This is a genomic window from Tenacibaculum ascidiaceicola (genome assembly GCF_047470925.1).
Lineage (GTDB): Bacteria > Bacteroidota > Bacteroidia > Flavobacteriales > Flavobacteriaceae > Polaribacter > Polaribacter discolor.
Window position 1 is genome coordinate 214,779 of record NZ_JAZKJP010000005.1, and the last position, 21,186, is coordinate 235,964.

General features: G+C 31.0%; 15 protein-coding genes. 1 reads left to right on the top strand and 14 read right to left on the bottom strand.

All coding sequences use genetic code 11. The features are described from left to right. Positions 1-9: 9 nt before the first annotated feature. From VBY68_RS05460 to prfA, 10 genes are all read right to left on the bottom strand, one after another. Positions 10-6,558, bottom strand: a complete 6,549-nt coding sequence (locus VBY68_RS05460; protein ID WP_415269134.1) for an RHS repeat-associated core domain-containing protein — start codon at positions 6,556-6,558, stop codon at positions 10-12. Between the two features lie 12 nt (positions 6,559-6,570). Beyond that, on the bottom strand, positions 6,571-8,340 hold the full coding sequence (locus tag VBY68_RS05465) for a T9SS type A sorting domain-containing protein (protein ID WP_415269135.1): 1,770 nt from the start codon (positions 8,338-8,340) through the stop codon (positions 6,571-6,573). 256 nt (positions 8,341-8,596) lie between these two features. Further along, positions 8,597-9,154 (bottom strand): JAB domain-containing protein, encoded by a 558-nt coding sequence (locus tag VBY68_RS05470; RefSeq protein ID WP_415269136.1) that lies wholly within the window; start codon positions 9,152-9,154, stop codon positions 8,597-8,599. An 863-nt stretch (positions 9,155-10,017) separates the two neighbouring features. Next, entirely contained in the window at positions 10,018-11,208 is a 1,191-nt protein-coding gene (locus VBY68_RS05475) for a primase-helicase family protein (protein WP_415269137.1), read from the bottom strand. Positions 11,209-11,214: 6 nt separating this feature from the next. Continuing rightward, entirely contained in the window at positions 11,215-11,535 is a 321-nt protein-coding gene (locus tag VBY68_RS05480) for a hypothetical protein (protein WP_415269138.1), read from the bottom strand. A 1-nt stretch (position 11,536) separates the two neighbouring features. Then, on the bottom strand, positions 11,537-11,833 hold the full coding sequence (locus tag VBY68_RS05485; RefSeq protein WP_415269139.1) for a helix-turn-helix domain-containing protein: 297 nt from the start codon (positions 11,831-11,833) through the stop codon (positions 11,537-11,539). A 230-nt stretch (positions 11,834-12,063) separates the two neighbouring features. Next, on the bottom strand, positions 12,064-12,975 hold the full coding sequence (locus VBY68_RS05490; RefSeq protein ID WP_115900373.1) for a hypothetical protein: 912 nt from the start codon (positions 12,973-12,975) through the stop codon (positions 12,064-12,066). A gap of 14 nt (positions 12,976-12,989) precedes the next feature. After that, positions 12,990-14,234: a tyrosine-type recombinase/integrase gene (locus tag VBY68_RS05495; RefSeq protein WP_415269140.1), complete on the bottom strand. Its 1,245-nt coding sequence runs from the start codon at positions 14,232-14,234 to the stop codon at positions 12,990-12,992. Positions 14,235-14,639: 405 nt separating this feature from the next. After that, entirely contained in the window at positions 14,640-14,828 is a 189-nt protein-coding gene (gene rpsU, locus VBY68_RS05500; protein WP_099215259.1) for a 30S ribosomal protein S21, read from the bottom strand. A gap of 300 nt (positions 14,829-15,128) precedes the next feature. Next, a complete protein-coding gene (gene prfA / locus VBY68_RS05505; protein ID WP_099215258.1) occupies positions 15,129-16,205 on the bottom strand; it encodes a peptide chain release factor 1 in 1,077 nt (358 codons plus the stop codon). Between the two features lie 78 nt (positions 16,206-16,283). Between prfA and VBY68_RS05510 the strand changes: the two genes are divergently transcribed. Further along, positions 16,284-16,715 (top strand): DUF6265 family protein, encoded by a 432-nt coding sequence (locus VBY68_RS05510; RefSeq protein WP_099215257.1) that lies wholly within the window; start codon positions 16,284-16,286, stop codon positions 16,713-16,715. A gap of 51 nt (positions 16,716-16,766) precedes the next feature. On the opposite strand, the gene VBY68_RS05515 is transcribed toward VBY68_RS05510, so the two are convergent. Genes VBY68_RS05515 through VBY68_RS05530 form a run of 4 tightly spaced genes read right to left on the bottom strand, consistent with a single transcriptional unit; the run spans position 16,767 to position 21,151 of the window. Then, a complete protein-coding gene (locus tag VBY68_RS05515; RefSeq protein ID WP_415269141.1) occupies positions 16,767-17,945 on the bottom strand; it encodes an AIR synthase related protein in 1,179 nt (392 codons plus the stop codon). 47 nt (positions 17,946-17,992) lie between these two features. Then, positions 17,993-18,487 carry a GNAT family N-acetyltransferase gene (locus VBY68_RS05520; protein WP_415269142.1) on the bottom strand — a complete coding sequence of 165 codons (495 nt, stop codon included), beginning with the start codon at positions 18,485-18,487 and terminating at the stop codon, positions 17,993-17,995. Between the two features lie 19 nt (positions 18,488-18,506). Beyond that, the gene (locus VBY68_RS05525) at positions 18,507-18,968 is read right to left on the bottom strand and encodes a GNAT family N-acetyltransferase (protein WP_415269143.1); all 462 of its coding nucleotides are present in this window, start codon (positions 18,966-18,968) and stop codon (positions 18,507-18,509) included. Continuing rightward, positions 18,968-21,151 carry a glutamine synthetase III family protein gene (locus VBY68_RS05530; RefSeq protein WP_415269144.1) on the bottom strand — a complete coding sequence of 728 codons (2,184 nt, stop codon included), beginning with the start codon at positions 21,149-21,151 and terminating at the stop codon, positions 18,968-18,970. The genes VBY68_RS05525 and VBY68_RS05530 overlap by 1 nt, the downstream gene beginning before the upstream one ends. Positions 21,152-21,186 lie beyond the last annotated feature (35 nt).

Consider the following 21,186-nt stretch of genomic DNA (forward strand, 5'->3'; position numbering starts at 1 on the left):
TTATTTATTTTACCAGCTTTCACCAGATCCAGCTCCACTAGAACCTCCTCCACAATTGCAGTTTCTATAATAGTTTTGTTCTTGTTCATAAGACATCATTTTATTATTTAATGCATAATAAGGGGCATATCGAACAATTAAAGGTTTATAACTTGCATTTATATAGGTAAGGTAGAAATTTTCCGCCATATATGTGGATGCCAACCCTCCTGCAACAATTTTTATTTGAGGAATACTAGAAGTAGCTGAAATACCTAAGGCTAATAGTTCATTACTTAAGTCAGATAATATTTGATTGGCAGTATCCGTTTCAACTCCCATATTACCCCATTCTGTCACAGAAGCCTCTATAAATTTACCTAATTGACCATATTTTGTTAAGTTTCGTAAAACATCTATCTTTATAGTATTATTAATCATTTTTTTATCATTCTTTTCATATTTCTCTATTATTTTTTCTATATCTATATTTTTGCTTTGAATCATGTGAGCGACATGATTTAGCGAAGCGCTTATAGCCCCATTTCTAAAACCATCCCAGAATTTTCCACCAGCAATTATACTACCTGTACCACCAGATAAAGAACCTGCAGTAATAGTTCCTGCTGCTTTCCAAAAGTTACTTGAAGATTTAAATACCGCTTGTGCACCAGAAGCAACCACAGAACCAACAGCCCCAGCTGCAAAACCGCTAAAATAATCTCCTCCCATTACTGCTGACATCATGCCTCCTAAATGCCCGTGTGCTACAGCTTGTACACCAACTTTTAAAATCCCTTTAAGCCCTTGAGCTGCATTACCTATTATCTTAGCAAAAGCTCCTCCAATTGCTCCTGTTATAGCAGCTAAACCAGCACCTTGGAAGAAAGATCTCCCTTCTATTATATTTATTATTCCATTGGTAGCCACACTAATAAAAGCTCCAATTAAAGCTGCTATAAAAAACTCCCCACTAGGATCAGTGAATTTAAGTGGATTATTCCAAACATACCCAAAACGATTAAAACTTTGCGTACTAAAAGGTTCTTGTATGTAATTATCAGGAGACAAAAAACGACCTAACTTCGCATCATACATACGCCCATTCATATGTATTAAAGCCACTCCCATAAAGTGTTCGTGTCCTGTATAGCCTCTACTTAGTAAAGTTGTATCGTGTTCATAATCAATTTCACTATTTAAACTCTTAAATTTATCTACTTCTCCCCAAGCTCCAAATTGTCGCTGTTCTTGTACAGTGCCTGTACTATCAGATATTGCTAAAATACTACTTAGATAGTCTCTATGTATATAATGATAGCCATTAACCTTACCCGAAGCAGTTTGTTTTACATGCATTAGAGGGGCTGAATAGGCATCTCCTCCTATGTAGGTAATTATTTTAGTGTTTCCTTGTTTATCTACTTCTATTTCAACTGGAGTTATTGCTGAATAGTGTTTTTGATACCTACGATCTAATTTATTAGTTTCATTGCCTCCGTAATAGGCGTGACTTCTATTCTGTAACAAACCGTATTCAAAATCTACTTTGGCTTTATCCTTTACTGAAATTGATATAGGCTTTTTATAAGCATTGTATTTAATTTTTTGTAAAGGGTGATTTTGATAATATAAATCTCCTTGAGTATTTAAGTCTACTTCTTGTAAACGATACGAAGTAGTACTGCCATAATTATACGTTCCTATTGTTGAATTGGAAGTAATACGACCTCGACCATCGTATTCTTGTGCTCTACTTACCGAACCAGAAATATTGGTTAAACGATCTAAGTTATCATAACTAAAGTTTTCATTCCAGCCTAAATTATTGTTTTTTCTACTGTTTAAATTCCCTCGAACTGCGTTGAAGCTATAATCAAGATGTAAGGCTTTTTTTGATGCATCAGAAGTTTGGTCTAATATTTTTGTCAAAAAACCATATTGGTCATAGGTTCTTTTCTTAATCATGCCATTACCTAATAGCACCTCTTTGGCTTGTCCTCTTTCATTTACTTCTTTAATTTTCCAAAGGGTAGTAGTCGCATTAAAGTCTTGTATTTCTGTTAAAACACCTGAGTTTGCATCATATACGTTTTTAACTTTAACTGTACTACTTATGTTGTTTCCTAAGTTTTTACTAATATAAGTCTCAGCATTTACTCTACCATATGAATCCCTTATTACTTGATGTTCGAAGTATGCTTTGCCGTTTTGTTCTTTAGTTTTATAAGGTCTTTTCTGACTATCATATAGGTAAGTGTATAAGTAATCTTCATTAGTTTTAACATTTTTTCCTCGTATATATTCTAACAACTTATCGGCATTGTATTCATACTTCAGAGATATGTTTGTTTCATCTCCTTTTATATCCTTTGTTATAATCTTACCATACTCATCATAATCGTATTTTGTATATCCTTTTGGAGTGGTTTCCTTTAAAACTTCCCCAATACTGTTGTATTCATAAGTGTATACACCAGCAGAGGGATCTATTAGTTTTGTTTTTCTTCCCCAACCATCTATTTCAGTGCTTACTACATGGCTACCATAGTTAGCAGATTTCATAACTCCATTACCATAATATGAATAAGTAATAGTTCCGCCAGGGTCTTCCATTTTAACAATATTACCACTACCATCTTTGGTTGTTTTTACGGTTTTAATTCCATCATCAACTGTAGTTCTTAAACCACTATAACTAATGTTAGCTACTAAACCGTTAAAACTAGTTCTAGCTATTGCTCGACCATAATCATCATATGAAGTGGTATTCCATTGACTTGGAAAGCTGAAATATGGTTCACTTTCCTTTATGACTCTTCCAACAACATCATATTGCACACTTTTGTATGTCCACTTATTATTAAGCCCTAACCTACCTCTTTTGGTAACCCAACCCAAAGCATTATATTCTTCAATATCATCAGCTCCTTGCGGATAGTTGGTTGTTTTTTTCAACCCACCTCCACTTAGTTTGGTATAAGAAAAAGTTGTTGTTTTTCCAAGGTAATTTTTTTCTGAAATTAAACGATTCCAGCCATCATAGGTAAATGTAGTAATTTGATTGTACGGATTAGTTGTCGTTAATGGGTTACCAAAAACATCATAAGTAAACTTAGTTACTTGTCGTTCTATATCAGTTGATTCAGTTAAAAAACGCTTCGTCGCATCATACTTGAATTCTTCTTTTCTTGCTACAACATCTCCGCTTGGAATTAGTGTTTTTTCAGTCACATTACCGTAAGCATCGTAGGTAAAATTTTCTGTATTCCAAGAAGTGCCATTTCCTTTTACTTTTTGTTGCGTTAAAAGATTGTTACTATATACATATTCTTCTTCAGTTGTAAAAGCATTCCCTCCAATAGTATTGGTTTTTACTTTTTTGACAAGCCTACCTACATGATAATATTCATTGTTTACAGAACTATTATTACTGTATGTATATGTAATATTTTCACTACCTCCGTTATAAGTTATATGTTCTGTTAATAGGTTTTTATAGGAATTATAGGTTAATATTTTTGTTGTGGTTACTCCTGTTAAAGCATTGTGTTGTACTATTTTTGTAGGAGTTATGGTAAACACCTTATTGCTTGCTAAATTTGAACTGTAGGTATTTGTGGTTTTAGACATGTAATTACTTCCTTCGTTATAGGAAGTAGAAACCCATTGTTCTGTGAGTGCTCCTTTTTTTAAAGGGTTGTATTTTGAAATTGTCCATAACGTACTTACACCATTTCCATACCAATTACTCCGTTTTGTTTTTATAAAACCCTGAAACCCTATATCTACATTAGATACTGCACCTTCATACCTAAAATCTTGATAACGCTTAACACCAGCACCTTCCTCTGTTAGTTTTTTTACCAACTGAAATGAAGGTGATTTATTAACATTTATGTAAGGATAAATTTGATTATAACTTTCAGTATAAATTATTGGTCCATAATTATTTTCTGGCATTCCTAAACGTTCATATTCCACAGTTGTTTTAACACCATTATTTGTTACACTCTTTAATAAAACATCTTTTCGGTGGTCTTTCAAATATTTATATGCATATAATGTATTTCCATAAATATACGAATACTCAGATTTATCATCAACCCCATCTATATCTAGGTATAAACTAACATCATCTTTGCTATAAAAATCTTCATCTAACTCTTTCGTAAGAATCTTTTTGAAATTTTCATTTCCTGAATTTTCATGATAATGCAAATATGACTTTTGAGGCTTTCCAGGAACAGGAACTTGTTTTATTATATTTGAATTATAAGGAGAAATAGTATAATGTTGCATTATATCAGACTTTCCATCATTATTAAAATCGTTAGCATAATACTTTCCAATATATAAAGGGTTAATAATCAACCAACCGTTAACAATCGTTTTTACTTCTCCTACATAAGTTTTAAAATAATATACAACATCTTTTTCATACTTATAAAATCCATTTTCACCTTTTGAAATAAAAAATTTCCAAGTACTAGTTTTATCTTTAGTTGGTATTGCAAAATCTGTTTTTCCATCTCCATTATAGTCTCCTGGTAAAATGGAATAATCAGTATTAATTATTGGGTCTGATTCCTCATATAATAACTCTAAATTATTATTATCATTTAATGTGTAAACATAAATTTTACCATCAGAAACATGAATTATATCTACTTTACCATCCCCATTATAATCTCCTGGTATTATTAAGTCATTTAAACCTACTCCTTTTCTTAAGTATCCTGAAACTTTTGCGAAATTTGAATTTACATCTCTTTTTAAATCAATAAAATGAACTTTTGCATTATATTTATTTTGAGTATAAGTATCACACTCACAACACTCTTCAATAGGCAACCTAGCTTCTTCTACATTACTATTCTCTATTTTTTCTTTTTCCTCTGAAGTCTTCAAAGGAATAGGTTCGTCTAAACCACCTCCACAATCTCTTTTTTGATAACATGTTCTTGAGGTGTAAGGTTTATCAATTGCAATAACGTCTGTTAGCCCATCTCCATTAAAATCTCCTGTTACATATTTTTTAGGAATAGTGTAATAATGAGTACTTCCACAATAGCTATCACTTCTATATTTATTTGTATTCCAAACTTTATCATATTGATGAACAGGTCCATAAGCAGCCATAGCAAAAGTTCTAAACCTTATCGATGAGTTAGTAGAAGTAGAGCTCGCTGTTTCACTAACTGTTGTGATAGCTTGTTGAGTTAAGATTTTATTATTATGAGATAAGATAGTGTTAGAAAACACATCTTCAAACTTTCCTGTAGCTATTTCATATGCCAAGTTATGGCTTGAGTTCTTAAACACATCTTGATAAACATATAATTTATCTTTTTTAGTCGGGTCAAAAATTAGAAAATCTGATTTCAAGTCACCATCAAAATCACCTCCAACCATTTTTGATTTTTTTATATCTATTGAAGTAGTTGAATATAATTTAGAACTATAAATATCTAATGTATTTGATGTACTCTCATAATTAAAGGTAATAGGGTTTAAACCTTTATTTTCAGAATTGTATTCTTTCACTGAGGTTAACCGTTGGTAACCTAAAGATGTTGAACTATGATTCAGTTCATATTTTCTATATTGGTTACCACTAGAAGTAACTTGAATATTTTTTAACAAATTGGTTCTCTTAAAATGATTTCCTCCTACATAAACACTTTCTGATCTAGTTCTCGTAGTATATGTGAAGTTTATTTGATTCATTGGTGATGTCCCACCAACTCTTCCTCCATAATTAATTGTTTTTATGCTTAATAATCCATTATCTGATTGGTAATTATAATCTATATAATTACCTTGTGGATCACGCGATCTAAAAACAGCCCATTCTAATCTACTCCTTGAATTTCCTGATTTTCCATACCAAGTTCTAGTTCCGTTTGGATAATATACAATAAAGTATTCAGGACCATAAGAAACTCCGTAAGGGGATGTTCCATAAGCAACTACTTTGATGTTTGAATAATTTTCTGTTTGGTACACAGAACCATTTGCTCCATAAGTGCCCGATTTTAAAATTAATCGTTGTCCATCAAAAGAAAAACGATCACTTTTAAAATCAATTCCGTCATGTTTATCATCATAATACTTTGTGGCGGGTATTCTACTAATTGTGGACAACCCTGACACATTCCACCCCCATCCAGCTAAACCATTGGCTCCTTGACTTGAATAACTAACACTAATATTAGGTACTACATCTTTAATGCCAGGAGGTACCATTATAGGTATTGAGTAACTTGCTGCACCTGTTAAAGAAACAGATAAACTACCTGCGGTGCTTCCTGCTTCTGTTGTAATTACAGGGTCGGGATCTATTGGGTCGGGATCAACACATTCTCCCGTATCGGGATCTACAAGACAAGGTTCTTCTATCCTTATGTTATTGGAATTTAATAGCTCATTAGGACTTTTCTTTGTTTTTAATTTTATCTTTTTATACTTTATTTTAACAGAAGAGTTGCCTCCTACTACATTAGGGTCTTGTGCATTAGAAAATTGTATTCCTACAAACAATAAAAATAGAACACAGGTATATAAATTTCTTTTCATTTTCTTAAACTTTTACTTTTTAACAATTTTTTTTGTAATACTTTTTCCTTTATTCAAATGAATATGAACAAAATACATTCCTACTGCTATAGTACTCATATCTAATTGAATGCTATTACTTGTTACTTTAATGTTTTTTAATAAAACTGAATTTGAATTGTATAGTTTTATAGAGTGTAGATTATTTAACAAATCATCACTTAAATTTAGAGTGGCATAATCTGATGTTGGATTCGGATAAATATGTACATCATTATTAAATACCTCTTTTTCCTTTTCTACATCTTCTTTCTCTTCTTTCTCTTCATCATTACTCACAATTATTGAAGAAGGAGTTTCATCCTCTTCTTTTACTTTTTTAGCAGCTGGAGGCGAACAATATGAAGGGTCCCCACAATAAAAAGTTTGTGTTTGATTTCCAGCTACATCATAAGCTACAATTAATTTTGATTCATTGTTTATTCTTAATAAATCTTCGATTGTTGGTTCATTACCTGTTATTCTATCTATTCTAGGGGCATAAAAATATTGTCTATCTAGTATATTTGTATCATAATACAAATATGAACGGTGTCTTAAAGCTGTTACTGTATTTTTAAGCTTATAATCAGTTATTGTTCTTATTTTTTCTCCTGTAGTACCGTCATAAATACCACCTGTATTTGTTGTTCCTGTATGACTACTTTTATGAACGTAGCCTACAATTAAATACCATCTATTTAATTTAGGTAAATCACCAGACCAGAAATAAGGGTTTTTATTATATGTCCCATCAAGTTTTAAAGAACCTTCATTATTGGCGTAAAAACCTAAATAAGTTGACCCATAATTAGAATTTGTTTTTTTTATCCATACACTAAAACGATAAGACACATCATCTGATGCATTAATCCATCCAGTACTCCAACCACCATCAGCATCGCTAGCCGATCCAGGAACAGCTTTCCATAATACAACTTCTTCTCCTACATGATTTTTTCCTAACTCTCTTACATTTTCATTTTCAGCTCCATTTCTAGTAAACCCTGAAGTACTACCTGTTCCTACAGCCCACGTAGAATAATCTAACATATTTGATGGATCATTACTTTTATTTAATCCTAACAATTCTTGAACAGATGGTTCTTTTCCATCTACTAACTCCATTCTTGGCTTATAAAAATACTGCCTATCTGAAGTATTTGTATCATAATATAAATATGTTCGATGCCTTAATTTTGTTGCTGAGCTCTTAAACTTAAAGTCTGTGATAGATCTGATTTTTTCTCCTGTAACTCCATCGTACATAGCTCCATAATTGATAGTTGAACTGTGGTTACTTCCATGTACATAGCCTACTAACATATACCACTTATTTAACTCAGGTAAATCCCCTGACCAAAAATAGGGGTTATTATTAGGAGATCCATTTAGATATAAAGAGTGATGTGTACCATCGTAACTGTGAAATCCAAAATAGGAGTTTCCGTCATTAGAATTAGTCTTTTTTAACCAAATAACTAATCGATAGGTTTTCGTGTGGTCTATTGTATAGTGAGATGTGTTCCAACCACCATCTGCGTTACTAGAAGCATCAGGGGTAGCTTTCCATAGTAATACACTTGCTCCTTCAGGTCCAATTCCATATTCTCTACTATTTTCTGAAGTAGTACCATTCTGACTAAAACCAGATACAGAACCTGTACCAACTGTCCACGAACTAGTATTCAGTAAATTTTGAGAATTTGCAGTAAAAAAAGTTATACAACAAAGTATAACCACATAAGGTAGTCTTGTTTTCATAGAATTTTTTTTAAAAATCGTATAAATGTAATATTATTTTCAAAAAAAACAAACTTATTTTCATGATAAACAGCAACTTACCAACAAGACACACTATAAAGGTATTTGTAATCATGAAAAACAAAGAGATTCATACTTTTAGCTACATCTACTATTTTAAACCAAATAGAGATGTTTTAACGTTACAGTAAAGGAAGGTATATTAAATTGTAGTATAACTCTTAAAAGATAATTTTTAACTCATTGAAGTAATTTATTATTTCTTTTTAACACGCAACTTCTCCACCTCTTCAACAGTAAGACCTGTGGAGTCTGCAATGGTACTCGTATCAATACCTTTTCTTTTTAAAGATTTAGCTATTTCAATATTTCTATTTCTCTCAATTATTTTAGCCATGTCCTTTTTTATCTGTTCTTCCAAAACATATTTAGGGACATACTTTTTGCTTTTCTCTAACTCTTGTAAAAGACCAGTATTAGCAAAACTCAAATAGCTTTTATCAGAAATAATTAAATGGTCTATTACACGTGTATTTACTATAACACCTACTTGTATTAACCTATCTGTTAGGTTTTTGTCATTGTCTGACGGAGTTAATTCACCACTTGGGTGGTTATGACATAACATAATTTTTACAGCCCTTTTTTGCAATGCAAGACTAAAAACTTCCATAGGTTCTACCAAAGTAGCATTGATAGTACCTAAGCTTATTAACTCAATAAAAAGAATACGGTTGTTATTTTCTAGCCCTATAACCCAAAAGTGTTCACGGTTTTGGTCTATCTTACTTTCACGAAGTAATATTTTTTGCATTATTCCGTAAATATCATCGGAATTTAAGATTTTTATCTTTCTTGTTCTGTCAATTTTATATCCATAAAAACAAAAATAAGATTTTATTTTGTTTCTTTTTAATGTAAATTACACTCATTAATTATATATTAAATATTGTGTATAATAGCGCCACTCTTATCACAAGAATTAATTATTGCTATTTTTTTGCGTCTCTTAAAAGTCATTTTTTTTCTTAGGATTGCATCATTTTATTTATACTCTTACATTAAGTATATTAATATCATTTATCATAGAAACTATTCCGTAAGCTAGTTTACATATGAGATAATATAACTTTTATGTTTTCTTGCGTTTTTCCGTGTATGCTCTTTTGTGTTGCTCTAAAAACCATCAAAAGTATAGCTTACACCATTTAAAAAACTATAAACAAGCACATTACATATATTTTAAAAATATAATTTACAGTTTTGCGTTTGTCGTTGCGCTTTTTTGCTTAATCCTGAAATATATTTACAACAAGTTAACCCACAAATAGATGTATAGTTCTTTTGCAGTATAATTGTCCTTTTTATATTTCTTGATAGCCGTTGTAATTTTCTTTTGATAGGTGACTTTGCGCTTTCTTGCGTTTTTTATTCAATTTACGCAATTAACGCAATTAACGCAAAACGTAATAATTTACCTTTATGCAAAAACAAAATAATTAAATTTCTGTTGCCTTGTTGAAGAATAACAATAACTGTAAGTGAAATGAAGGGGTGCAGGCTCAACAAAAAATCAACAGTTGGTCAACATGCATTTTTTGCGTTTTGTGTTGACCAACTGTTGAACTCTTGTTTACCTCTGAATGTTGCTATTTTGCTCACGAATGGGTTGCTTTGTCAACCAATCAACGAACTATCTAAAAAATCACTTTTTAAAAACTCATAGTATCTACCTTTTTTTGTTTCAAAATCGACTATTGTTTTTTGTGAAATATTTAGAGTTAAAAAGTATTTTCTATAACTTCCATTAAAAGGTTCTAACTTATAATCATCTTTCAAACTTTTTGATATTTTTGACCGAGTGGTTCTTAATCCTTTACTTAACTTTTCAAATAAATCTGTTGCGGTGTAACGCAAAACATCAACTTCAAACACAATAAAGTCATCAATTATAATCTCTTTAATCTCCTTACTTAAATATGTTTTGTTTCCTTTTACAACTTTATCTAAAGCAGGTGTGTAAATCTGTTGTTTTGTAAACCACATTCTTGTTTTTCTTTCCGAAACAATCTTTCGTTTATTTAAAAAGTGTAAAAAATATGGAATTTCACTTTTTAACTTCTTCAACATATCTACATCTTCTACTTGAAAAGAGTTTACTTTAATTACCCAATAGCGAATTTCGTTTTCATCTATTTGAATAAAATTTTCTTCATTATTTGAGCATAAAATAAACTTCCCGAAAAAATTAGTTTCAACTTTATCTTTCCCTTTTGATTCAACTTTGTAAGAACCAGCTGTTGAAAGATTTTTAATTCGCTCACTATCTTCTCTTCTATCTAAAAGAACTTCATCAACAGAAATAATTAATTTAGATGCCCAATCACTGTTAAATCGACTTCTAAAATCCTCATTTTTATTAATAGTCATGTTGCCTTGAAATAATAATTTTAACCAATTCAAGAATGATGTTTTTCCTGTATTTCGAGAATCACTCACTAAACATAAAATAGGTAAAATTTGCGTTGGAATTTGCCATAGTATTGTCAAGTAATCCAAACCCAACTCATATTGCTCTCCAAAAATATGCTTCAAAAACTCCTCAGTTTTGTCAAACTTACCCTCTTCTAAATTATGCTCTATCTTCTCATATTGATTATAAAAAGAATTTATCTCTTGTTTATAATTTTGATGATTTGGTATAGTAATAAAGCCATCATACTTCTTGATTAATTGTAAAAAGTCTTTGCCCTTATCTGTTATTATTTCACCTTTTGACCATTTAAGCAATGTTCTAATTGCGTCTCCACTATAAAGCGGTACACTACAAATCTTGTAATAATCTGTACCTATTCTAACATAATCCATAACAACCTATAGTTTAAAGTTTAACACTACCCTATTAGGACTTACATCATGTTTCCAGTCAAAAAAAATATTTGCTCCCGTTAATGACTTATCTTTTTTAAAATTAGAATCAATTTCTTGTTCTAAAAGTTGCCATTTAAACCTCGGATTATTTGCTATCAAACCTTTAACCTTATCTATTTCATTAGTATAAAAATCTAAATGCTTACCTAACAGAAAGTCTGATACTCTGTTAACTTTCAATTTGTACATTTCTGACTGAAGATTATCAGCGATAAGAATCAAATTATTATTAAAGGATTCACTTTGCATATTAAAATCTTCCATACTATCTACGATATTTTAAAGATTTAACCTCCTTTAATGTATTCTCCAAAGCTTCAAGGTTTATAACAATTCTTCTTCCAATTTTTGAGGCATCAATCACTCCTTTTTTAATGTAGTTTCTTATCGTAAGTTCTGTAACGTTTAACCTTTTTGCTGCTTCTTTAACCGTTACATTTTCTTTTTTTGGATTTAACTTACTGTTGATTAAATCTTCTAATGGATTGATTCTTGTTGATACTGCTGTATCAATTAAACCTATAAGTTCTTCTGGTGTTGTTACAATTATACTACTTTTCATAATATGCTTTTTTTATTTAAATTAATATTTAAAAACATATCATATTCAGTAATTACTAATATCCATGGATTGAATATTTATGTTTTATTACCGCAAAGATTATTGGTTTAATGGTAAAATTAAAGAAGATGGAGTAAGCTCGGGGGAAGCTTGGAGTAAAACAACAAATTAAATTTCAATAACTTAAACAATATTTAATTAATAAAATCAGTAACTTTTGGAGTAAAAAATTATATTTTTGAAAGCTGATTGTATAAATATTGTGAAAATACTTTCAGTTCATAGGCTTCACATTTATCTATTAAAATATTTAATTTATTTCTCTTTTCTTTCTTCGAGACACTATAGTAATCATACCCTTTATGATATTTTTCATAAACAGTATCTTTAACTTTTTCGAGTCTTTTATCTGTAAATACCCCACAAGAAATTTTTAAAATTAGAGTTAATTCATAAACTGATAACTTCTTTTCTTGTGATCTTTCATGTTTAAACAAATAATGTATTAAAATAAATTTTTCCTCTTCGGTAAAAGGATTTTCATGTTTTTCTTTATTCAAGTTAACATTCTTTGTTTCTGCTTTTTTATCAACTTCTTGTGAAGTAAAGTTTTCTTTATTTTTATTTTCAGAAGTTTCTAAATGCTTTTTACTTATAGTCAATACATTTAAATCATCTTTAATATACTTTATATTAAAAAATTCATTTGCTTTTTCTTCATCTAATAAAGAATAAAAAAGCTTTCTGTTTTCGTTCAAAAAGCTTCTATAACTATGAAGAGTTAAGGACTTTGAAAAACACTGAATGAAATGACTAAAGTTTTTATACTGAGAACATTTTCCATTACTTAAAAAATATTGATACACATCTCTGTTTATTATATTTTCTACTCTATTAAATTTATACTCTTTACCATACATATAACCTAAGGATATACCAGTTAAAGATGATTCCTTCATACCTATATTATCCTTTTCTTTAAGATCATTAACCCTTCTTTGAATTTCGCTGTTATACTTAGAGTATAAATCATTTGCCATTTCAGGAGATCCATAGTCTTTTTCAATTCTTTCTGTAATAACTTTTTTAAAAGCAGAAAGTTCTTCATTGTATAGTTTTATAAACTCTTTTCCGTAATTCATTATTTACTATTCTTTTAAAATTTTATATCAAAAGTTTCATTTACAGCATCTTTAACATCTTCATTTGAAACTTGGTAATATTGATTTAGTGTTTTCATATCATTATGTCCAGAAATTTCCGCTATTAGTTTATCACTCTTACCATTTCTTTTCATCATAGTAATAAAGGTTCTTCTAGCTGTATGAGAACTTATTCTCTTGTAAAAAGGCATTTCTTCTCGTATTACTTCTTTACCTCTAGTAGAAGTTTTCATAACATTATGAGTATAGCCCGCTTCTTCAAAAACATCTTTTATATAATCATTGTATTTCTGATTAGCAATTATTGGCAAAGTATAATCATATTTATCTAAAACATGTAAAGCAATACTACTCAAAGGAATCTCTCTACTCTTTTTACCTGACCCTTTTTCTTCTTTAAGTAATAATGTTTTCCCGTCTATAATATTTTTAGAAACAAACTTTAATTCACCAAACCTCATACCTGTAACACATGAAAAGATAAAAACATCCTTCACACGTTCTAATTTCTTAGAAGGCATCTCAGATTTTAACAAAATCTCTAAATCTTCTTTTCTAAGAGCTATCTGATTTGTAATAACTTTAGGCTTCTTCTTAAAACTTATAAAATCTGCTTTATAGGTATGACCATTTTTCAAAGCCCAAAAAAGAAAAGTTTTAACCAACCCAACGTTTCTGGTAAATGTATTATTAATATGCCCTCTGTTTACCATACAAAAATCGGTAAACTCAGTATAAAATTTTTGGTTAATCGTGTCAAATGTGATTTTGTACTTTTTTGTTTTTTCAAAATCTTCTAGTAAAGCTTTGATATTATTATATCTTTTTATCGTTGCTTTAGACCATTCTTGATTTTTTTGCTTAAAAGACATGAACTCATCATAGGCTTCATAAAATTTATTTTTTCCAGCAGTAACTCTTTTAAATTCTTTATCAAATTCTTGTCTAATTTTCTCAACGGTTAACTCTTGATTTGTATTCTTATAAGTTTCCGTAATGAGCAAAAACAAATTAGAATACCTATCTAATTGTCTTTTTATAGTCCTATGACTATCTGCTTGCGAAGTTCTTCCTGTTAAATTACTAGGCTGTCTATTTTTAAAATCCCATTCCTTTGGATGAATAGACTCACCTGTTGAGTAAACAAATCTTTTTCCTTCTTTTTTAAAATAAGCTTTTAAATAAATTAAGGTTAATCCATCTTTCTTTTTATCCTTAAGGTTAAATGTACATGTCATAGCAAATGGGTGTCAATTTAGGTGTCAGTAAAGGTAGTATTTGATATATAATTTACCATAAAATAAATTATAAAAATTTCAGTAACCCATTGTTTTCAGTAGACACAGTAAGGGTTTAGCTATAACAAGATAAAAGAAGGTCTATTCTCGGCGTCTCCACTTTTTAAAAATCTCAACTATTTTTAACTAACTAGTTGAGATTTTTCATTTACTATAGTTTTATATCCAAAAATCAGCGTTTATTAAATGTTTCAATTCAAATCTATACTCATATCATTAATAGCTTTTGCAATTGCTATCGGTTTAACTAACTTTTTAAAAAGAAAACGAAATAACTATTAAGTTTATACAAACAAAAAGCGCAACCAATTTGGTTGCGCTTTTGTATTTTATGTAGCTATACTACTATTCTTCTTTAAATAACTGCTCTTTATAAGCTGCTTTTTGAATTTGTGCTCTTCTTGTTACAGAAGGCTTAGTGTATTGCTTTCTTTCTCTTAATTCTTGTAAAACTTTTACGTTTCTAAATTTACGCTTGTAACGCTTTAAGGCTCTATCGATATTTTCACCTTCTTTTACAACTATTCTTAACATACTATAAGGTTTTATTATTAGACATACTTTAAGTCATATAAATTACAGCGCAATACTACACATAGCATGAACTATGATTTACATGATATTTATTTTAGATTAAAAATTCTATTGAAAACGCTTTGTAAAGCAACTGAAGACTATAGAATCTGATGGTTACAGAAAAATAGTATAAAGACTTGTAGATTTTCTCCTAAAAGGACAGAACATTAATATTATGCAAAGGTATGTTTTATTTATCGGCTCTACAAGAATTTGAGACATTAAAAAAGACGTTACTAAAATAGTAACGCCTTTTAATTAAATAGTTTCTCCCAGTTCTTTTAACTTAGAAGTATTTTCTGCGAGCATTAACTCGTCTATAATTTTCTGAATATCTCCATTTACGATGTTTGATAAATCGTATAAGGTCAATCCTATTCTGTGGTCTGTTACACGTCCTTGAGGATAGTTATACGTTCTAATTTTTGCAGAACGGTCTCCTGAAGTTACCATCGAACCACGTTTTGCAGCATCTGCTTCCTGCTTCTTCGCCAACTCCATATCGTATAAACGAGAACGTAATACCTTAAACGCTTTCTCTTTGTTTTTATGCTGCGACTTTTGATCTTGACATTGCGCCACTAATCCTGTTGGGATATGGGTTAAACGTACTGCTGAATACGTAGTGTTTACCGACTGACCTCCTGGTCCTGATGAACAGAAAAAATCGATACGTACATCTTTTGGGTTGATTTCTACATCAAACTCTTCTGCTTCTGGAAATACCATACAAGTTGCTGCCGATGTATGTACACGTCCTTGAGTTTCTGTTTGAGGTACACGTTGTACACGGTGTACACCTGCTTCAAACTTTAACGTTCCGTATACATCTTCTCCTGTAACTTCAAACTGAATTTCTTTAAATCCACCATTAGTTCCTTCAGAAAAATCTACTGTAGAAACTTTCCACCCTTTACTTTCACAGTATTTGGTGTACATTCTAAACAAATCACCTGCAAAAATACTCGCTTCATCTCCACCAGTACCCGCACGTAATTCTACTACTGCATTTTTTGAATCTTCTGGATCTTTTGGAATTAATAAAAACTTAATCTCTTCTTCCAATTCAGGAATACGAGTTTTTGCTTCATCCATTTCCATTTTCGCCATTTCAACCATTTCTGCATCCGATCCGTCAGCAATAATTTCCTTAGCTTCTTCTATATTGTTTAATAAAGTTTTGTACTCGTCTGCTTTTTTTACAACCTTTCCTAAATCTTTATATTCTTTATTTAATTGTACATAACGTTTCTGATCAGAAATAACATCTGGTTGGATGATTAAGTCTGAAACCTCATCATAACGTTGTTTAACTATCTGTAATTTATCTAGCATAGTATCTTTTCTTGGGGTGCGAATTTACGATTTTTTATCGAATTTTATTCATATCTTTAGTTCATTAAGTCTTTTGTTATGCGAATTTTAATCTTATTTTTTACTTGTACACTACTTTTTTCTTGTCAGCAAGAAAAGAAAATCACAAAACCTACTTGGTTGTTTGGTAAATGGGAACGTGTTCATAACGAAGCTGATAAAAGGACTTACGAGTTTTGGGAAAATGATTTTTCTGGAATTGGTTTTTCCTTACAAAAAAACGATACTGTATTTAAAGAGATCTTACACATCATTACTAAAAACGATTCGTTGTTTTTACAAGTAACTGGTGTAAATGAAAATCCTACTTTATTTGCCTTTACACAACAAACAGATACTTCTTTTACTGCGGAAAATAAACTGAATGAATTCCCTACTTCTATCCATTATTGGAAAGAGAATGGTCAACTAAAAGCTTCCGTAGCTAACGATGAGTTTTCTATTGATTTTGTTTTTGATAAAATGAAATAAAAAAATCCTCAGATTTCTCTGAGGATTCTATATTACTTTTATCTTGTTGAATTAATATTCAAAAGTTCCATATTCACTTTTAATAGTTAATTGCTTTTTATCAGACGCCTCTACTCTACCAACAACTTGTGCGTTTACATTAAATGATTTTGAAATAGCAATGATATTTTCTGCTACTTCTGGAGATACATATAATTCCATTCTGTGACCACAATTAAAAACTTGATACATTTCTTTCCAATCTGTTTTTGATTGTTCTTGTATTAGTTTGAATAATGGTGGAATTGGAAACATATTATCTTTCACAATATGTAAGTTATCTACAAAATGTAAAATTTTTGTTTGTGCTCCTCCTGAACAGTGAATCATTCCATGCACATCTTCAGAAGAATATTTTGATAAAATTTCTTTAATAATAGGTGCATACGTTCTTGTTGGTGACAACACCAACTTACCAGCATCAATTGGTGAATCTGCTACCTCATCTGTTAGTTTTGTGTTTCCTGAATACACTAAATCTGACGGTACAGATGCATCAAAACTTTCTGGGTATTTCTCTGCTAAATATTTATGAAACACATCATGACGTGCAGAAGTTAATCCATTACTTCCCATACCCCCATTGTATTCTTTCTCGTAAGTAGCTTGTCCGAAAGACTCTAAACCAACAATTACGTCTCCTTCTTTGATATTTGCATTATCAATTACATCAGCACGTTTCATACGAGCAGTTACTGTAGAATCAACGATTATTGTGCGAACTAAATCTCCTACATCGGCAGTTTCACCTCCTGTTGAGTGAATGGTTACTCCAAATTCTTTTAACTCATTAATTAACTCTTCTGTTCCGTTAATAATTGCTGATAAAACTTCTCCTGGAATATTGCTTTTATTACGTCCGATTGTAGATGACAACATAATGTTATCTGTAGCACCTACACATAATAAATCATCAATATTCATGATTAAAGCATCTTGAGCAATACCTTTCCATACAGAAATATCTCCTGTCTCTTTCCAGTACATGTAAGCTAAAGACGATTTTGTTCCTGCACCATCAGCATGCATTATTAAACAGTAATCATCGTCATTTGTTAAGTAATCAGGAACTATTTTACAAAAAGCTTTTGGAAATAATCCTTTATCAATATTCTTGATTGCGTTGTGTACATCTTCTTTAGATGCCGATACTCCGCGCTGTGCGTAGCGTTTAGATACTTCGTTACTCATGTGTTGTGTTGTTGTTGCCGCGAAATTACTTTAAAAACAGGAAACTATCAAAGTAAATATTGTTTTTTACTTCGTCTTTCATACAATACGGTATCTCTCCATACTCCTTCTAATTCTGCTATTTTTTCTCGATAACCTATCTTTCGAAAGCCATATTTAAGATGTAGCTTAACACTTGCTTCATTTTCGGGAAATAAACTTGAATATAACGTCCAAATACCATTATTTTCTGAAGATTTTACAACAGCATCCATCAATAAACTTCCTACACCCTTTCCTAATACTCCTAACTTCACATAAACACTTACTTCTGCTACTCCTCTATATTCAAATCTTGTTGATACTGGGGCTATAGCACACCAACCTAATATCTTATTATCCTCAATAGCTATAAACCGAGTATGTTGATGGTGTGAGGTATTCCATTCCTCCCAACTAGGAACTTTTGTTCTAAAAGTAGCGTTTTTTGTAGCGATACCTTCTTTATAAATTTCAGCTACTTCCTTCCAATGATTTTGAGTAAGTTTAACTACCTCTATCATATTATTTACCTTAAACTATTTAGTTCAATGTTTTTTTAAAGCATATACTTGATTCTACAACTTTATAAGGGCCATAGTTTGGTATAACATCATATTCATTTTTCTTATACAAATGTACCGCTGGCTGCATGGTTTTACTAGTTTCTAAAACAACAGAGCTAAACTTCTCTTCTCTTGCCCATTCTTCCAGTTCTTTTAAAATCAAGGTTGCTATATTTTTTCCTCTGTATATTGGTTTAACGTACATACGTTTAACCTCAACAGTTCTATTATCAATTCGCTTAAAAGCACCACAACCTGCCGCTACCTTGTTTATGTAACACACCACTACATACTGTAGTTTATCTATCATGTTAAATTCCTTAAAAAAAGTATTTTGATCGCCGTTAATTCCTGAGAGGTATTCGTCTAGTTCTTTTACTAGACGAATAAAACTCTCGTGAGTGGAATTTAATCTTTCTAAACTTATTTTATCACTCATTACCTAGTAAACAATAACTCTCTATACTTAGTTAAAGGCCAAAGGTTATCATCAACCATTAACTCTAACTTATCACAGTGATAACGAATTTCATCAAAATAAGGTTTTACTTTATTACAATATGCATCTGCATTTTTCTGCCCTTCCAGCTTATTGGCTTTTTTACGTTCTTCAATCATATCTTCAACTTTTGAATTTATTTCAGCAATATGATTTGATATTTTTTGAATTAAATCAATTTGTTCGTTAGCATACTTCTCAAAATTATTTCCAAAAATTTCTTTCAGTCCTCTTACATTTTCTATTAAGGTATTTTGGTATTGAATAGCGATTGGTATAATATGATTTCTTGCAATATCACCCAACACCCTACTTTCAATTTGAATTTTCTTTGAATATTCTTCCAACTCGATTTCATGGCGTGCTTCTACCTCTACCTTATTCATTACGCCCATTTCTTCGAAAAGAGAAATTGCTTTTTTTGAAATCTTTGCTTTTAAAGCTTCTGGGGTTGTTTTGTTATTTGACAAGCCTCTTTTCTTTGCTTCTTTCTCCCAAGCTTCTCCATACCCATCTCCTTCAAATCGAATACTTTTTGATGCTTTAATATATTCTCTTAACACATTAAATATCGCCTCATCTTTTTTAAGTTTTTTGCTATCTATTAACTTATCTACTTCTTCTTTAAATTCATTTAATTGTCTAGCTATAATCGTATTTAGTACTGTCATAGGTCCTGCACAGTTAGACCATGAACCTACAGCACGTAACTCAAACTTGTTTCCTGTAAAGGCAAAAGGTGAAGTTCTATTTCTATCTGTATTATCTAATAAGATTTCAGGAATCTTACCTACAATATTTAGTTTTAGATCTGTTTTTTCTTCAGGTGATAGTTTTCCTTTCGTTACATTTTCTAGTTCATCTAATACCGATGATAATTGTGAACCTATGAAAACTGATATGATTGCTGGTGGCGCTTCATTTGCCCCTAAACGATGATCGTTACTTGCACTTGCTATGGACGCCCTTATTAATTCTTCATAATCATGAACCGCTTTAATGGTATTTACAAAAAAGGTTAAGAATTGTAAATTCTTCATTGGAGTTTTTCCCGGACTTAATAAATTAACTCCTGTATTGGTAGATAAACTCCAGTTGTTATGTTTTCCTGAACCATTAATTCCTGCGAACGGCTTTTCATGGAATAACACTTTAAATTTATGACGTTGCGATACTTTTTCCATGACATCCATTAATAATGAATTATGATCTACCGCTAGGTTGGCTTCTTCAAAAATTGGTGCTAATTCAAATTGATTCGGTGCTACTTCATTGTGACGTGTTTTAACTGGTACTCCCAACAGCATACATTCATGTTCCAAATCACGCATAAAATTCAATACTCTTGTAGGTATTGATCCAAAGTAATGATCATCTAATTGTTGGCCTTTTGCTGGAGCATGTCCTAACAATGCTCTACCTGTCATCATAATATCTGGGCGTGCTGCTGCTAATGCCGTGTCAATTAAAAAATACTCCTGTTCCCACCCCAAGGTTGCATTTACTTTACTTACATTCTTATCAAAATACTTACAAATTGCTGTAGCCGCTGTATCAACTGCTTGTAATGCTCTTAGTAATGGTGCTTTATTATCTAACGCTTCACCTGTATATGCTACAAAAACTGTTGGAATACATAAGGTAGTACCATAAATAAACGCTGGTGATGTTGGATCCCATGCCGTATAACCACGTGCTTCAAAAGTATTTCGAATTCCTCCGTTAGGGAAACTTGATGCATCTGGCTCTTGTTGTACCAACTGACCTCCATCAAACTTCTCCATTGCTCCTCCACCTTCAACAGTTTCAAAAAATGCATCATGCTTTTCTGCTGTAGACCCCGTTAAAGGTTGAAACCAGTGTGTATAATGCGTTGCTCCTTTAGATAATGCCCAATCTTTCATGCTTACCGCAATCTGATCAGCAGTTTTTCTATCAATCTTAGTTCCAAATTCAATAGCATCCATTACACTTTGGTATGCCTCTTTGGTCATGTATTGACGCATTGCTTGTTCATTAAACACGTTTTTACCAAACAATTCTGAACGACGTTCGTTTTCTTCTACTACAACAGTTTCTCTATGTAAAACCTCTTGTAAAGCATTTAATCTTAAAGTTGACATATAATAAAGTATTAAATTAGACAATCAAAAATACA

Excerpts from the sequence above, each read along its gene's own strand:
- VBY68_RS05525 (WP_415269143.1), bottom strand. The coding sequence starts at position 18,968 with ATGAGTGATAAAATAAGTTTAGAAAGATTAAATTCCACTCACGAGAGT.
- VBY68_RS05490 (WP_115900373.1), bottom strand. The coding sequence starts at position 12,975 with ATGAATTACGGAAAAGAGTTTATAAAACTATACAATGAAGAACTTTCT.
- VBY68_RS05520 (WP_415269142.1), bottom strand. The coding sequence starts at position 18,487 with ATGATAGAGGTAGTTAAACTTACTCAAAATCATTGGAAGGAAGTAGCT.
- VBY68_RS05460 (WP_415269134.1), bottom strand. The coding sequence starts at position 6,558 with ATGAAAAGAAATTTATATACCTGTGTTCTATTTTTATTGTTTGTAGGA.
- VBY68_RS05475 (WP_415269137.1), bottom strand. The coding sequence starts at position 11,208 with ATGGATTATGTTAGAATAGGTACAGATTATTACAAGATTTGTAGTGTA.
- VBY68_RS05515 (WP_415269141.1), bottom strand. The coding sequence starts at position 17,945 with ATGAGTAACGAAGTATCTAAACGCTACGCACAGCGCGGAGTATCGGCA.
- VBY68_RS05480 (WP_415269138.1), bottom strand. The coding sequence starts at position 11,535 with ATGGAAGATTTTAATATGCAAAGTGAATCCTTTAATAATAATTTGATT.
- VBY68_RS05510 (WP_099215257.1), top strand. The coding sequence starts at position 16,284 with ATGCGAATTTTAATCTTATTTTTTACTTGTACACTACTTTTTTCTTGT.
- VBY68_RS05465 (WP_415269135.1), bottom strand. The coding sequence starts at position 8,340 with ATGAAAACAAGACTACCTTATGTGGTTATACTTTGTTGTATAACTTTT.
- prfA (WP_099215258.1), bottom strand. The coding sequence starts at position 16,205 with ATGCTAGATAAATTACAGATAGTTAAACAACGTTATGATGAGGTTTCA.
- VBY68_RS05530 (WP_415269144.1), bottom strand. The coding sequence starts at position 21,151 with ATGTCAACTTTAAGATTAAATGCTTTACAAGAGGTTTTACATAGAGAA.
- VBY68_RS05470 (WP_415269136.1), bottom strand. The coding sequence starts at position 9,154 with ATGCAAAAAATATTACTTCGTGAAAGTAAGATAGACCAAAACCGTGAA.
- rpsU (WP_099215259.1), bottom strand. The coding sequence starts at position 14,828 with ATGTTAAGAATAGTTGTAAAAGAAGGTGAAAATATCGATAGAGCCTTA.
- VBY68_RS05495 (WP_415269140.1), bottom strand. The coding sequence starts at position 14,234 with ATGACATGTACATTTAACCTTAAGGATAAAAAGAAAGATGGATTAACC.
- VBY68_RS05485 (WP_415269139.1), bottom strand. The coding sequence starts at position 11,833 with ATGAAAAGTAGTATAATTGTAACAACACCAGAAGAACTTATAGGTTTA.